The sequence below is a fragment of the Vreelandella sp. 21 genome, assembly GCF_050995515.1.
Lineage (GTDB): Bacteria > Pseudomonadota > Gammaproteobacteria > Pseudomonadales > Halomonadaceae > Vreelandella > Vreelandella alkaliphila.
Map to the genome: position 1 here is coordinate 1,410,521 of NZ_CP194673.1, position 14,292 is coordinate 1,424,812.

Consider the following 14,292-nt stretch of genomic DNA (forward strand, 5'->3'; position numbering starts at 1 on the left):
GATGGTACGACTACATTTTACTCATCCCATCCACTTAATTATCGGACTAACGCTATGGAGCCTATGGTTTGTGGCGGTTTATAGCGGCCTTTCAGTAGCCTGTGCCGCAGCGCCACCATCGCCAGAAGCGGGAGCGCTTACAGGTCTTAATGCCGCGCTAGGTGGTGTTAGTCTTATTGCTGCCGTAGGGCTTGCGGCGCTTGCCTGGGGGAGTTGCCAAGTGGCGAAGCAGCATCAAGGTCGCCAGCGCTTTCATGCCACTGTCTCGGCGTGGCTATATTTGTTTTCCGCTTTCGGTGTGGTGTTTGCGGGTATGCCGATTATCAGTGTGCCGCCTTGCCTATAAGTCATAACGCCCACGTTAGCTCGATGCCAGAAGACGATAAAACATCTAGCCATAACACACCCCTCTATACCCTGCATGGTATGTGGTGTACCAGCTGTGCTCTGGCAGTAGAGGGGGCGCTAGCACGTCTGCCTGGGGTCATCGGCGTTAGCGTCCACTACCCCACGGCAACCGTGTGGGTGAAAGGTGCGCAAGAGGCAGTCGATCTGACGGAGCTTGCGCCGGTAGTCAAACGGTTGGGCTATCGGCTAACTGAATTAGAAGCCGTTGATGATGCCCATGATTGTCTTGAGCAGGAGAGCCGTTACCTTACCTTGCGGTTGTTAGTAGGCGCCGTATTCGGTATGTGGACCATGTTGGCATCACTGCTTATTTATGTGGGAGCGCTACCGAGCGCATCGATAGAGCAAGTGGTGGCGTGGATATCGGGAGCCTTTGCGCTACCCGTAGTGGTGTATTCGGGCTTGCCGTTTTACCGAGCAGGCTGGCGCACGTTACTTGCTAAACGCCCAGGGATGGATGTGCTGGTTAGTCTTGGCGCGATCGGTGCAATGAGTGTGTCGATTGGGTTGTTGTGGCGCGGCTCGGCGGAGGTGTATTTCGATACGGCGGTTATGCTGATTGTGCTGTTGCTCGTTGGGCGACTGGTAGAAACGCTGTGCCGCCACCGTGGGCTGAAAGCGCTGGATGCACTGGCGTTGCCAGATGCGGCTATAAGCGCTTGGCAAAAGGGGGCCTGGGTCTTACTTCCTATTAATGATGTGGCCGCGGGTACGCACGTTAAGTTAGCGCCGGGGGAGTTAGTGACGCTAGATGGCATTCTTGATGCTCCTGGTTGGATTGATACCGCCTCTCTGACCGGTGAAAGCTTGCCACGTCACTTCAGTGCAGGGCAGAGAGTGTATGCCGGCTGTCGCTACCTAGGCACGACGCCACTGATAATGCAGGTCACTGCGGGGGTTGGTAAACGCCGATTGGATCGACTGCGTCATGAAATGCGCCGCTATCAGGCCCAAAAAGGGCAACTGCAGAAACTAGCCGACCGTTTTGCCGCCTGGTTAAGTCCTTTGGCACTTGTGCTCTCGCTAGTGACGCTGCTTGGTGCGCTACTCGTTGGATTGGGCTGGGAGGATGCATTGGTGCGTGCGCTCTCAGTGCTCGTGGTGGCATGCCCCTGTGCCGTTGGGCTGGCGGTGCCGTTGGCTAGTCTTGCCGGTAGCGGTCAGGCTATGCAGCAAGGTATTGCGCTGCGTGACCCCGCCGCGCTAGAAATCTTGGCGCGTATTCGTTCAGTAGCGCTGGATAAAACCGGAACCTTAACGACAGGATGCCATGCGGTACTGCACTGGCAAGCGCGGGATGGCATTGATGAACACACGTTGCAGCACAAGCTCACCAGCGCTGTTGCCGGGAGCGAACACCCATTGGCGCAAGCATTGGCGCGCTGGTCGGGTGGCCAAGATCAACAAAGCTTTCAGCCTTCCATAGAAGACGTTGATGAATTCCCCGGGCAAGGACGCCGTGTTCGCCTTGTAAACGGTGAATGTCTGATGATAGGTAGCGCCGGTTGGCTGACACGACAGCAGGTTGATGTTCCTTCCCAGGCGGAAGAGGCCGCGCTGGCTTTTGCTTCCCAAGTAATGCTGGCGGATGAGTCAGGCTGGCTGGCGACGTTCTACCTGACCGATCAACCCGTCGACGATGCGGAGCTAAGCGTGAAGCACCTGCTAGGGTCAGGTTATCTGGTTGCAATGATCAGTGGTGATCGACAGGGCGCGGTTAGTTGGGTAGGCGAGCGTGTTGGTCTGGTGCGCGAGGCTTGCTATGCCCAGCGCTCTCCGGAAGCCAAGGCACGGCTATTACGCGGGTTACCATCGCCAACACTGTTTGTGGGAGATGGCCTAAACGATACGCTAAGCTTGGCGGCAGCAGACGCTGGCATTGCCCCACTGAGTGCCAGCGAAGCTGCCCGCGAGGGAGCATCCGCCCAGCTAATGACACCAGGGATCGGTGGGATAGTAAAATTGCTTAGCATCGCTAAGCGTACGCGGCGCGTTATGGAGCAAAATCTTTTCTTTTCGGCACTCTATAACACCCTGGCACTTGGCGTAGTCGTCGTCATGGCTATACCACCGTTGATCGCAGTGCTCGCCATGGCAATAAGCTCGCTCAGCGTGACGCTTAACGCCGCACGATTAGCATGGTCAGAGCCGGATAGTTAAACGGCGGGTAGTTCTCGTTCAGTGCTTAGGGAAGCCGTAAATGAGTAAACAGGCTTTGCATAGCCGGTGACAGTGATGCTTCATCGCGATAGCACAAGCACAGTTGCCGTTTGGCCCACGGGTCGTTTAGATTCACAACGCTAAGGTCGTAACGCTGTAGCCATTGTTGCGCAATGCCTTTAGGAATAATGGCGATGCCTACTTGGTGGGCTACCAAATTGCACAGCTCACCAAATCCTTTCATGCGTATCCGTAGTGTTAATGAAGCCCCAAGCTGGCGAGCCTGCTCTTCGATTTGAGCTTGCAGCGCACTTTCCTCGCTCAATCCAACCATTGGCAGTCCGACAACTTCGTGAAAGCTAATCCATGATTGGCTAGATAGTGGATGCCCCTTGGCCACCACAACGACTAAATGGTCAGGCACCAGAGCGTCGCGTTTTAAGCCCTCTGCGTTAGCCGCATCGGTGATGATTCCCCCCTCAACAATGCCGGCTTGGATCGACTGAATGATTGCTAGGCTGGTTCGCTCCTTAACGTCCATATGCAGCGAAGGGTGGGCTTGTAACCAGGGCGCAAGCTTGCGAGGCAAAAAAGAGGCAAGTGCGGCAGTATTTGCATGCAGTCTAAGCGTTCCTGACAGCCCCTTGGCAAACGCTTCAAGTTCACCGCGCATTTTTTTATGCTGCAGCAACATTTGCCGAGCGTGGTGAGCTAGGGCTTCTCCGGCTTCTGTTGGCATAACACCGCGGGGGTGGCGTTCAAGCAGTTTGACTTCAACATCGGCCTCAATACGGCGCAGGCGTTCACTGGCAGAACCCAAGGCTAGGTGAGCATTGATGGCTCCTTGAGTGATGCTACCTGCTTCGACAATACACAGAAAAAGATGAAGATCTGATAAATCCAAACGCATAAAAAGCTCCTATCCCACCCTAAGGCTGAGCCGAAGCCTAAGAGGAAAATACCTGATTGTGGCGGGGTTCCTGTCACGCTTCAATGTCGTCATGACAAACGATATTGCTACGCTAATTTGGTTGTTGGGCACATTCCTGCTAGCAGGCTTGGTGAAAGGAGTAACCGGAATGGGGCTGCCTACCGTTGCTATGGCTCTTCTGGGGGCGCTTTACTCACCCGTTGTTGCCGCTGCATTATTGATAGTGCCCTCGTTAATTACCAATATTTGGCAGTTTTTGAAGGGCGGTTATCACTGGCACGTTCTAAGCCGCTTTTTTAGCATGATGCTTGGTATTCCCGTCGGCGCTTTTTTGGGTGCGCCGCTATTGAGCCAGCTTGACGCAGATTGGGCAGCGTTTAGTCTGGGAAGCGCCTTAATGCTTTATTCCATATGCTCTTTTTGGGCGCCTGTGATTAATATTCTGCCCAAGTATGAGTCCTGGTTGTCATCCATTATCGGTCTTTTAACTGGATGGATTACAGGGGCAACGGGTGTGTTTGTACTTCCAGCAGTGCCTTATTTGCAGGCACTTGGGATAGAAAGGAACGAACTGATCCAAGCATTGGGACTCTCGTTTACGGTTTCTACCCTGGCGCTACTCAGCAGCCTAGCGGTGCAACACTCTTTGGAAACCGTGCACCTGACGCTTTCGCTGTACGCGGTACTCCCTGCATTAGCCGGTATGTGGTTGGGGAGCTTAATTAGAAACCGTATATCGACAGTGCAGTTTCGTTGCTGGTTTTTGCTAACGTTGTCGCTGTTGGCCGTAGACCTGATGTCACGACCCTTTCGCTAAGTACTTGTGCGTCAGCAATAGCCAAGTGCCACCTTTAGCCGTTCCGCATGAGCAGCAACCCAGTGAGGATCTATCGCCCCCCAGTCACGTATCTGGTAGTGGCCAATATTATGGCGTTCACCTTCACCTTTCTCGAATACGCACTCGATATCCAGCTCCGCAAGTGAGGCGATAGTATCCTGCGCGGTACGACGAGGCATACCGGTGGCCTCAATTAACGCTGGTACGCTTGCGACGCCTTGCTCAATTAAATGCGCGACATATAAGCGGCGGTAAAAACTTGATTTGGTCTTGCTAAGCGAGGTCATTGGGTTTCCTTTTGCGGGAAGCTACTACATCAAAAGGCTTAGCTTAAATGAATAAATCCCCTTGCGCCCGGGGTGGTCGAAAGTCGTGGGTGTTCAGGCCCTGTTCGGTGCGTGGCTGCATGTTCCACTGGCGGCTGGCGCGATTAAAGCGCTGGGCGATCAAGTCGGCAAAGACACCTTCACCACGGAAGCGTTTACCAAATTGTGCATCGTAGTTTTTGCCGCTTCGGCATTGGCGAATCAGGCTCATTACCTTAGCGGCTCGCTCAGGGTAGTGGGCTTGTAGCCAGGCTTCAAACATTGGTGCGACTTCATGGGGCAGGCGCAGCAGCATCCACGTTGCTGTGCGCGCGCCAGCTCGACTGGCCGCTTCTAGAATGCGTTCAATTTCGTGATCAGTAAGGCCAGGAATAATCGGTGAGACCAGCGTACCCACTGGAATGCCTGCGGTGTTGAGCTCGCGGATCACTTTTAAGCGCGTCTGAGGCGAGGCCGCCCGGGGTTCCAAGGTACGTTTTAGGTTGGCATCCAGGCTTGTCAGGCTAACAAACACCCGCACTAACCGATGCTCGGCCATTTCTGCTAGCAGGTCTAAATCCCGCAGTATTAGCGTGCTTTTAGTAACCAAGGTGACCGGATGCCTACATGCCAGTAGCAGCTCTAATAAACGACGAGTTGTTTGGTATTTCGCTTCCAGCGGCTGATAACAGTCAGTGTTACCGGAAAGGTTGATAGGACGACATACATAATGGGGGTGGCTAAGCTCGTCTATTAAGTGCTCAACTAATCCTGTGCGGGCGATTAATTTAGTTTCAAAATCGAGCCCCGGTGACAAATCCCAGTAGGCGTGGGAAGGGCGAGCGTAGCAGTAAATGCAGCCATGCTCGCAGCCGCGAAAAGGGTTGAGTGAGCGGTCAAAAGGTAAATCCGGTGAACGGTTCCAGGAAAGCGCGCTCTTGCTGGGTTCCTCGCGTATCTCCGTTGCAAGCGAAGTAGTGGCCCCCTCATGCCACCAGCCATCATCCTCTACCACGCTGCAAGTTGGCGAAAAGCGGTTATGCGGGTCGTAGGTCGCACCACGTCCTTTATACACGGTAGCGCTGGAAGGGGAAGAAGCCATTAGTTGCCACCTCTGCACGGACTAGAGTTGCCATATATGTATATATATACAGTATATGGCGTTTGGCTCTATGTGCAAGGTACGGCTTGGTGAGGTAGCGAAGTCAGCTGAGCATGTGATTGGGTGTTTTCACTGCTGGCGTTGAGTTTGAATCGCCCCGGATATTTTAGACACCCGTTAGGCTCTTAAAGTAACGCCTTTCATAATCAACCGGTGACAAGTTATCACTTGTGCCGTGTCGGCGCTTTGGGTTGTAAAACATTTCAATGTAATTGAACACGTCACGTCTAGCCGCTTCGCGTGTTGAATAAATCTGTCGCTTGATTCGCTCCCGCTTGAGAAGTTGAAAGAAGCTTTCAGCAACGGCGTTGTCATGACAGTTACCACGTCGGCTCATACTGCCTACCAAGCAATTCGCTTTCAGAAAGCTTTGCCAGTCTCCACTGCTAAACTGGCTCCCTTGATCCGAATGCACCATCACCGTTCCTTGTGGCTTGCGTCGCCAGACTGCTGATAACAAAGCATCCAGTGCCAACTCCGTAGTCATGCGAGACTTCATCGACCAGCCAATCACTTGACGGGAAAACAGGTCGATAACTACCGATAGGTAAAGCCAGCCTTCGTAAGTGCGGATGTACGTGATGTCCGTCACCCAAGCAATATTTGGCGCTGTTACTTCAAACTGACGGTCTAAATGGTTAGGGGATACGGCAGCCGGTTTCCCATCGCCATAGCCGCCAGGGCGTCGTCGATAGCCCGTCTGAGAGCGTAAACCTTCCCTATTCATAAGACGCGCCACACGGTGCTTCCCACAAGCTTCGCCAGCTTCACGCAAGTCCTGGTAGACCTTGCGATAGCCATATACACCGCCGCTTTCAAGCCAGGAGTGCTTGATCAATCCCAGCAAGCGCTCATCTTCCCGCGCTCGATTAGAGAGCGCTTTTTTACACCATGCGTAGTAACCGCTGGGGTGCACTGCCATCATCTGACACAAGCGACGTACCGAATATTGGCTCGAATAATTTTGAATAAACGCGTACCTCAGTCGGACTCCCTGGCGAAGTACGCGGTGGCCTTTTTTAATATGTCTCGCTCTTCTAATACGCGTTTGAGTTCGGCCTTCAAACGACGGTTTTCAGCTTGGAGATCATCATCCTCTTGCCGTTGTTCTACCGGCTTATCGTATCGCTTAATCCAGTTGTACAGGCTGTGACCTGACACGCCTAGCCGCTCAGCGACCTCGGCCACGCGATGGCCGCGCTCTACCACTTGTTTGACGGCTTCGATTTTGAATTCTTCAGTGTAGCGGGGATGGCTCATGGTTCCTCCTAGATACCTTTAGTATAGGGCCTGGAGGTGTCTATGAAACCTGGGGCGATTCAGCTCTTGGTACAGGCGGCCCATTTGTAAACGTACATTTTGTATCGATGAATTGGTTCTGTTCAGTGTCGATTGTTGATTGACATTGACGTTGGTAAATTGCTCGATGCTTTCCTGACTATGATTGACCGCGTAGAGTCCGGTGCCACTCAGTAGTAGCAGTAATGTCAGAAAAGAGAATAAAACGAGTGACCAGCTCATTCTCATTGTTAGATTGTTTAAGCGGTGCATGTGTCACTCCATTAATATCATTATTGTATTCTGCAATAACGCAATAGAACTGCCGGGCTAGCGGCAGTTCTAAAGCGTCGTACATGTTTTAAATGATGGTCTGGTTGCTAATTAACACATCATTATTCGGCATGAACGCTACGTTGGCTAAGGTTATTACCTTGGTTATTGGTTTCGTCCTTAGTGTCTTTATCTTCGTTAGCAATCTTTTCCCTTTCTTTAGCCTCATCTGAAAGAGATTTTTTGGGTAGGACGATGTTCAGAGTGAAAGCCGTAATAGCGGCCACAACGATAGGCGCTCCGCCAATCAAGTCTCTTAATACCGCAGGAAACTGCTCAATAGCTGATGGCTCTGCAGCGATGCCTAAGCTTAGTGCTAGGGAAAGGCCGACGATGGTCATATTGCGCGCAGACATCTCATCTTTAACCAGCAACTGGATGCCGGTCATGGTAATCATGCCAAACACGGTAATTGTTGCACCACCTAGAACGGGGTAAGGAATCGTCGTAATCATTGCGCCGAATTTCGGACTGAGACCCGCCAGAATCATAAAAATACCTGCCAGCGCCAGTACGTATCGGCTAATTACCTTGGTCATGGCTACGATGCCAACATTCTGGCTGAATGTAGAGGTGGGCAGGGCGCCGAAGAAAGAGCTGACGGTAGTGGTTAAACCATTGCCGAGTAGGCCGCCGGTAAGCTCTTTTGTTTTTAGCTCACGGTTCATACCGCCAACGGTTGTGGCAGATAAATCCCCAATAGTTTGTACGGAGTTGATAACACAAATGACGACCATCGAAGCAATGGCCGCAGTGTGAAACTCCATTTCAAATGGCATTACTTTGGGAACGGCTACCCAGGATGCATTGGCTACGTTGTCGAAATTAACCAAGCCTAGCGATAGGGAAAGTAAATAGCCCACCACAATGCCCACAATAATGGCAGAGAGCTTAATCACCCCTTTACCAAATTGAGCTGCAATTAAGACAGTGAGCAACGTAACGACAGCGACGATCCAATTAATGGGGTCACCAAAATTGGCAGCATTAACGTTTCCACTGCCCGCCATATAGCGAATAGCGATGTCATATAGCGACAGACCGATTACCAATACCACTGTTCCTGCCACGACAGGGGGGAACAGGTGGCGTATATATTGGATGAAGTAGCCCACCACGACCATGGTCATACCGCCAATCAACTGGGCGCCGAGTATTCCTTCAATCCCGTACTGAGCGCCAACTGCCACAAGCGTCGGTACGTAGGCAAAGCCGACACCAAAGATAGCAGGTAAGCGTGCACCGAATTTCCACACACCGTATAGATGGAACACGGTACAGACACCTGATGCCAGTACCGCTATCTGGATAAGCAGGAGCTTTTCTTCGACGCTCGCGCCAACGACTCCGGCAACGATAATAGGCGGTGTTATCACGCCAGCAATCATGGCCAGTAGGTGCTGAAGAGAAAGCGGCAGCACCTTTAAGAATTTGGGTTTTCCATAAAAATCAAAGAGGGAGGTGCTCTTTCCATCTATTCGCGCTCGCTCTTCCGACGAGGCAATTGCGTCACTCATGAGGGACTCTCCATTGTTGTTGTATTCAATGATTTGAAATTATTGTTCATTTTTGAAGTTAATACTGTACACAAAAAATCTGCTGAAAATAAATAATTTCGCCCTGTTTATGCTCATCTATTTGGCTAATAGCGCTTCTTGATACGAAAAATAGCATGCTGGTTTCTCAGCTACGTCTACCATATTTTTTGCTCAAGCTTTTGATTTTTAATTTATTTTTAAATATCTCTGCCAGGGAGGGGCTTGTGTATAGATGCCTGGTCGTCGCCTAGGAAAGAAAATCTGAGTAGCTAAGGTAGCGTCAAAATTTTGGCGCTGGACAGGGTGAACAACGCTTCCTAATAAAAATGTATACAAAAATTCTTTGAAATGTGTCGATTTTTTATATAGAAATGTAGTCATTGGGTTTTGGGCTATGCCGTGTCTTACCCACTGTTGAGCTACTTATTGTAAGTAAGGCATTGGGAAAAAACAGGGTAATAGCTCTAATTACATTAATAAAATATTGGAGAAACCAATGGGTTACGTGACAACTCATGTTCTGGATACTGCGCAAGGCTGCCCAGGCGAGGGAGTCAAAATTGATCTGTATCGTGTCGTTAACGGCGAACGCAGCTTCCTCAAAACGGTAACCACCAATGATGATGGCCGCTGTGACCATCCCATATTAGATGGCGACGAGCTACAAGAAGGGGAGTACGAGTTGGCGTTTCATGCAGGCGATTACTTCGCCAGTCAGGCTGGCCGAGTTGCGGATAACGGGCCTGCCTTCTTAAACGTGATACCGCTTCGCTTCGGGGTCAATGACGCCACACAGCACTATCACGTGCCATTGCTGCTATCGCCCTATGCCTACTCTACGTATCGCGGCAGCTAAAGAGACTTAATCAATAGTCCCGATAAAAATAGCCCTGATAAAAAACCTAATGCTGCCGACTAACAACAAACAAATGAGGCGAGGAAGCCGACATGCTGTCCTACTTAATTGATTTTTCTAATTTTATGCTTCGCTGGCTACACGTTATTGCCGCGATTGCCTGGATTGGTGAGTCTATCTACTTTGTCATGCTAGATAATGGCTTAAAATCCCCCAAAGATGAAAACTGCCGCAAAAAAGGCGTGTTTGGTGAGATGTGGGCCGTGCACGGTGGCGGCTTCTATCACAATCAGAAATATGCCACCAGCCCGGAAAAGCTGCCTGATGACCTCCACTGGTCCTTCTGGAAGGCTTATACCACTTGGTTATCTGGCTTCGCTTTATTCATTATTTTGTACATGTTTAATCCTGGCTTTTATTTGGTTAATCCCAATAGTAGTTGGGAGTGGGCTGCCAATATGACCGGCTGGCAGGCCAACGTTTTGGCGCTGACCTTTTTGTTATTGGGTTGGGTGGTTTACAACGAAATGTGTAAGCGCATCAGCCCCAACATGGAGCGCGATGGCCTATTAAGTATTGGTGTTGCGATCATGATGGTGGTGGTGGCGTACCTGAGCACTCAAATGTTCTCAGGTCGTGCCGCATTTCTATTGACCGGGGCTGTTATGGCAACGGCGATGTCTGCCAACGTGTTCTTCTGGATCATTCCAGGGCAGCGCCGCATTGTTAAGGCGATGAAAGCTGGCGAAACGCCAAATCCGTTAGACGGCAAACGTGGTAAGCAACGCTCGGTACACAATACGTACTTTACGTTACCCGTTGTCTTATTAATGATCAGTAATCACTACTCCTTTGCATACTCTCACGCCTATGCATGGGTCATCATGGCATTGCTGATTTTTGCGGGTGCATTAATTCGTCAGTACTTCGTGTTGATGCATGCTGGGAAAATACGGCCTGGTTATCCTGCGGCAGGTGTCCTCTTGATTATGGTGGCGTTTTGGATAGGGATGCCAGCTAACCAACAAGCTAATGCTGGTGCAGAGAGTGGGACAGATATTGCTGATGTGCAGGCGGTTATTGAGCAGCGCTGCGTTGCGTGCCATGCCCAATCGCCAACACAGCCCGGTTTTTCTGCTCCTCCTGCGGGCTTTGCCTACGATAACCTTGAGCAAATTTTGCATCACAAAGAGAGCATTCAGCAAGTCGTGGCCAGTGGATACATGCCCCTTGGCAACATGACCAATATGACAGATGAAGAGCGCGGGTTGATTGGAGAGTGGTCTGAGTAACTAGCTCGCTCGTTGTGACGTCAGCAGCTAACACCTTCTAGCGCTCTAGTGGTGATAGCTGCTGTATTAGCTGAGTTCCTTAACGCATGCTCAATGTTGCTTTAAATCATTAATGGCAATCGGTCAGTGGTAGATTTGCGCAGGCGTTGGGGGTTTTACGTTATCTCGATAATACAAATAACGAAGTGAGTTAACCCGCCATGAGTGATAAGGGAAAAAAACATTTAATTCCCGCGCTTGAACGCGGGCTGACGATTTTAATGGAGCTCAATCGTCATCATCGCGAAATGAGTTTTGCTGAGATCGTCAAACGCGTTGGTTATCCCCAGTCGACGTCGTATCGCGCAGTCCAGACCTTGGAGCATATGGGGTTTCTACGCCATCACCCGGTCACTGGATTGTATTCGCTGGGTGTGAACGTGCTAAAACTGGGCTTTGAATATGTGGCCTCATTGGATGTTGTGCAGGTAGGCCATCCTGTTATTGAGTCGCTATGCGAGCAGACCGGCTGCTCAAGTCATATTGCCGTTCGCGACGGAAGGGATGCCGTTTATGTGGCCCGTGTGGGTGCCACTAACGCCACAATTCGTCGCGTTAGTGTAGGAACACGAATTCCACTGCACTGCACGTCACTAGGGCGACTGCTTCTGACAGATCTCTCAAAAGAGGAATTTGAATCGCTTTATCCTGACGACCAACTACTTAATAAAGAACTCGGTGCCCCCATCCGGCGTGATGTTCTATGGGACTTAGTTCAGGAAGACCGTCAGCGTGGTTATGTCATTGCCGATTCTTACTATCACTTTGGTATTTCATCGATTGCCTACCCGCTCTACAACCATGATGGGGTAGTGGAGGGCGTTGTTAGTATCATGGTGCCTGTGCATGAATTTGCCGAGGATGAGCGAACCAAGCTGCAAGCGCTGGTGCAAGAGGCCGCGAGAACAATCTCCGATATGCTAGGGCACGATCAAGCCCTTGCGAAACGCGATGGCTAGGTATTGCAGACGGCACTGCGTGCGGGATTAAATCTACACCATTTTCCCCCTGTATGGACTGGATGCAAAAGCACCGGTCCGATTGGCATGCCTGTTTTTACCAATACCCAGAGCGTTTCGTTAGTAACACTTGCGCTCCCTTGTACGTGTTTATACTCAATATAATCCATATTAAATATTTGATTTAAAATGATTTTTATTGCGTCTGCTGAATTTAGTGGAAATATTTTCCATTAAATATTGACAGTGCTTCGGATGGCGCATACTTTGAATATTGTTTCGTATACAAAATTAAATACAAAAATGAATACTAAATGTATTCACTCTTCGAGGAGAAGTTGTGATGGCTAAAATGACAGCTGCAGAAGCCGCCATTCACGTCCTGAAAAAAGAAGGTGTTGAAGTTGCCTTTGGTGTGCCAGGTGCTGCTATCAATCCTTTCTACGCTGCGATGCGTAAAGTGGGCGGCGTAGATCACGTGTTAGCACGCCACGTGGAAGGCGCCTCACACATGGCGGAAGGGTATACCCGCACAACCGCTGGCAACATTGGTGTGTGTATCGGTACTTCTGGTCCCGCGGGCACGGATATGATTACGGGCCTGTATTCTGCCAGTGCTGATTCAATTCCGATTCTATGTATCACTGGCCAAGCTCCCCGCGCCAAGATGCATAAAGAAGACTTCCAGGCCGTCGATATTCAGACGATTGCTGGCCCGGTAACCAAATGGTCCGTTACGGTGATGGAACCTGCCCAGGTACCGCGCGCATTCCAGAAAGCCTTCCAGCTTATGCGTTCTAGCCGTCCTGGACCGGTACTGATCGATCTTCCCATCGATGTACAGATGAGCGAAATCGAGTTTGATCCGGACACCTACGAGTCACTTCCGGCTTATAAACCCTCAGCATCTCGTGCCCAAATTGAAAAAGCATTGACGATGCTCAACGAAGCCGATAAGCCGCTGATCGTGGCTGGTGGTGGCATCATCAATGCCGATGCTGCCGAGCAATTAGTTGAATTTGCTGAGCTAACCGGGGTGCCGGTGATCCCGACGCTGATGGGGTGGGGAACGATCCCGGATGACCACCCGTTAATGGCAGGCATGGTAGGGCTGCAAACGTCGCACCGATACGGCAATGCGACCATGTTGGCCTCTGACTTTGTCATGGGGATTGGTAATCGGTGGGCTAACCGACACACTGGCAATGTTGAAACGTATACAAAAGATAGAAATTTTGTTCACGTTGATATCGAGCCTACGCAAATAGGCCGTATTTTTGGGCCTGACTACGGCATCGTTTCTGACGCTAAGCTTGCCCTAGACCTGTTTATCGACGTCGCTCGTGAAATGAAGGCCAGCGGACAGCTTAAAAACCGTAGTGCCTGGGCACAAGAGTGTCAGGAGCGTAAGCGCACGCTACTGCGCAAAACGCACTTCGATAACGTGCCGGTGAAACCGCAGCGTGTTTACGAAGAGATGAACAAGGTTTTTGGTAAAAATGCACGCTATATCAGCACGATCGGTTTGTCGCAGATTGCCGGCGCTCAGTTCCTGCATGTGTACAAGCCTCGTCACTGGATTAACTGTGGCCAAGCTGGGCCACTAGGCTGGACAGTGCCTGCAGCACTGGGTGTTTGCCGTGCCGACCCTGATGCCGAAGTGGTTGCGCTGTCTGGCGATTACGACTTCCAGTTCATGGTAGAAGAGCTAGCGGTTGGGGCACAGTTTAACTTGCCGTATATCCACGTGCTGGTGAATAACTCCTACCTCGGTTTGATTCGTCAGGCCCAGCGTGGCTTCGACATGGACTACTGTGTCCAGCTCTCGTTCAAGAACATTAACTACACCGACGAAGAAGCGGCGCTCGCTGAGTACGGCGTAGATCACGTGTCGGTTGCTGAAGGCCTTGGCTGTAAAGCGCTGCGTGTCACTACACCCGATGAGATTGCACCTGCGTTAGAGAAAGCGCGTGAGCTAATGCGCCAATACCGTGTGCCGGTAGTGGTGGAAATCATTCTCGAGCGCGTTACCAATATCTCGATGGGCACTGACCTTGATGGGGTTAATGAGTTCGAAGCGTTAGCTGAAAACCTTACCGATGCACCGAGTTCTATTGCCAGCCTGACGTAAGGCACCGAGGTGCTTTCAGGCAAGTCGCTGAAGTCGTTATTAAGACGCTAAAACGTTAGGAG

At 50.9% G+C, this 14,292-nt stretch carries 13 protein-coding genes; 7 read left to right on the forward strand and 6 right to left on the reverse strand.

Features of this window, described 5'->3' with window-relative positions:
• The first annotated feature begins 1 nt into the window (after nt 1).
• On the forward strand, nt 2-346 hold the full coding sequence (locus ACN06F_RS06540) for a hypothetical protein (protein WP_051626562.1): 345 nt from the start codon (nt 2-4) through the stop codon (nt 344-346).
• Nucleotides 347-369: 23 nt separating this feature from the next.
• Nucleotides 370-2,568: a heavy metal translocating P-type ATPase gene (locus ACN06F_RS06545; RefSeq protein WP_433924865.1), complete on the forward strand. Its 2,199-nt coding sequence runs from the start codon at nt 370-372 to the stop codon at nt 2,566-2,568.
• Between the two features lie 25 nt (nt 2,569-2,593).
• Here the strand turns inward: ACN06F_RS06545 and ACN06F_RS06550 are convergent, their stop codons facing one another.
• On the reverse strand, nt 2,594-3,478 hold the full coding sequence (locus ACN06F_RS06550) for a LysR family transcriptional regulator (protein WP_433924866.1): 885 nt from the start codon (nt 3,476-3,478) through the stop codon (nt 2,594-2,596).
• Nucleotides 3,479-3,536: 58 nt separating this feature from the next.
• Between ACN06F_RS06550 and ACN06F_RS06555 the strand changes: the two genes are divergently transcribed.
• Complete coding sequence (locus ACN06F_RS06555) at nt 3,537-4,316, forward strand: sulfite exporter TauE/SafE family protein (protein WP_433924867.1); 780 nt, start codon at nt 3,537-3,539, stop codon at nt 4,314-4,316.
• Nucleotides 4,317-4,327: 11 nt separating this feature from the next.
• Here ACN06F_RS06555 and ACN06F_RS06560 read toward each other — a convergent pair whose 3' ends face one another.
• The 5 genes from ACN06F_RS06560 to ACN06F_RS06580 form a co-directional block, all read right to left on the reverse strand.
• Nucleotides 4,328-4,624: a winged helix-turn-helix domain-containing protein gene (locus tag ACN06F_RS06560; protein ID WP_198350122.1), complete on the reverse strand. Its 297-nt coding sequence runs from the start codon at nt 4,622-4,624 to the stop codon at nt 4,328-4,330.
• 43 nt (nt 4,625-4,667) lie between these two features.
• Nucleotides 4,668-5,744, reverse strand: coding sequence for a PA0069 family radical SAM protein (locus tag ACN06F_RS06565; protein ID WP_231658543.1), 1,077 nt, complete (start codon nt 5,742-5,744; stop codon nt 4,668-4,670).
• A gap of 166 nt (nt 5,745-5,910) precedes the next feature.
• A protein-coding gene (locus ACN06F_RS06570; RefSeq protein WP_319618591.1) for an IS3 family transposase occupies nt 5,911-7,064 on the reverse strand; the annotation gives its coding sequence in 2 pieces (ribosomal slippage) (nt 5,911-6,821 and nt 6,821-7,064; 1,155 coding nt in all).
• Between the two features lie 18 nt (nt 7,065-7,082).
• Nucleotides 7,083-7,355: a Tar ligand binding domain-containing protein gene (locus tag ACN06F_RS06575; RefSeq protein WP_433924868.1), complete on the reverse strand. Its 273-nt coding sequence runs from the start codon at nt 7,353-7,355 to the stop codon at nt 7,083-7,085.
• A 122-nt stretch (nt 7,356-7,477) separates the two neighbouring features.
• Nucleotides 7,478-8,932 carry a uracil-xanthine permease family protein gene (locus ACN06F_RS06580; protein WP_433924869.1) on the reverse strand — a complete coding sequence of 485 codons (1,455 nt, stop codon included), beginning with the start codon at nt 8,930-8,932 and terminating at the stop codon, nt 7,478-7,480.
• 517 nt (nt 8,933-9,449) lie between these two features.
• On the opposite strand from ACN06F_RS06580, the gene uraH reads away from it, so the two are divergent.
• The 4 genes from uraH (at nt 9,450) to gcl (ending at nt 14,230) form a co-directional block, all read left to right on the forward strand.
• Nucleotides 9,450-9,809: a hydroxyisourate hydrolase gene (gene uraH / locus ACN06F_RS06585; protein WP_038483178.1), complete on the forward strand. Its 360-nt coding sequence runs from the start codon at nt 9,450-9,452 to the stop codon at nt 9,807-9,809.
• Nucleotides 9,810-9,901: 92 nt separating this feature from the next.
• The gene (locus ACN06F_RS06590) at nt 9,902-11,101 is read left to right on the forward strand and encodes a urate hydroxylase PuuD (protein WP_038483181.1); all 1,200 of its coding nucleotides are present in this window, start codon (nt 9,902-9,904) and stop codon (nt 11,099-11,101) included.
• 200 nt (nt 11,102-11,301) lie between these two features.
• A complete protein-coding gene (locus ACN06F_RS06595; RefSeq protein ID WP_433924870.1) occupies nt 11,302-12,099 on the forward strand; it encodes an IclR family transcriptional regulator in 798 nt (265 codons plus the stop codon).
• A 343-nt stretch (nt 12,100-12,442) separates the two neighbouring features.
• Nucleotides 12,443-14,230, forward strand: coding sequence for a glyoxylate carboligase (gene gcl / locus ACN06F_RS06600; RefSeq protein WP_433924871.1), 1,788 nt, complete (start codon nt 12,443-12,445; stop codon nt 14,228-14,230).
• The last annotated feature ends 62 nt before the right edge of the window (nt 14,231-14,292 follow it).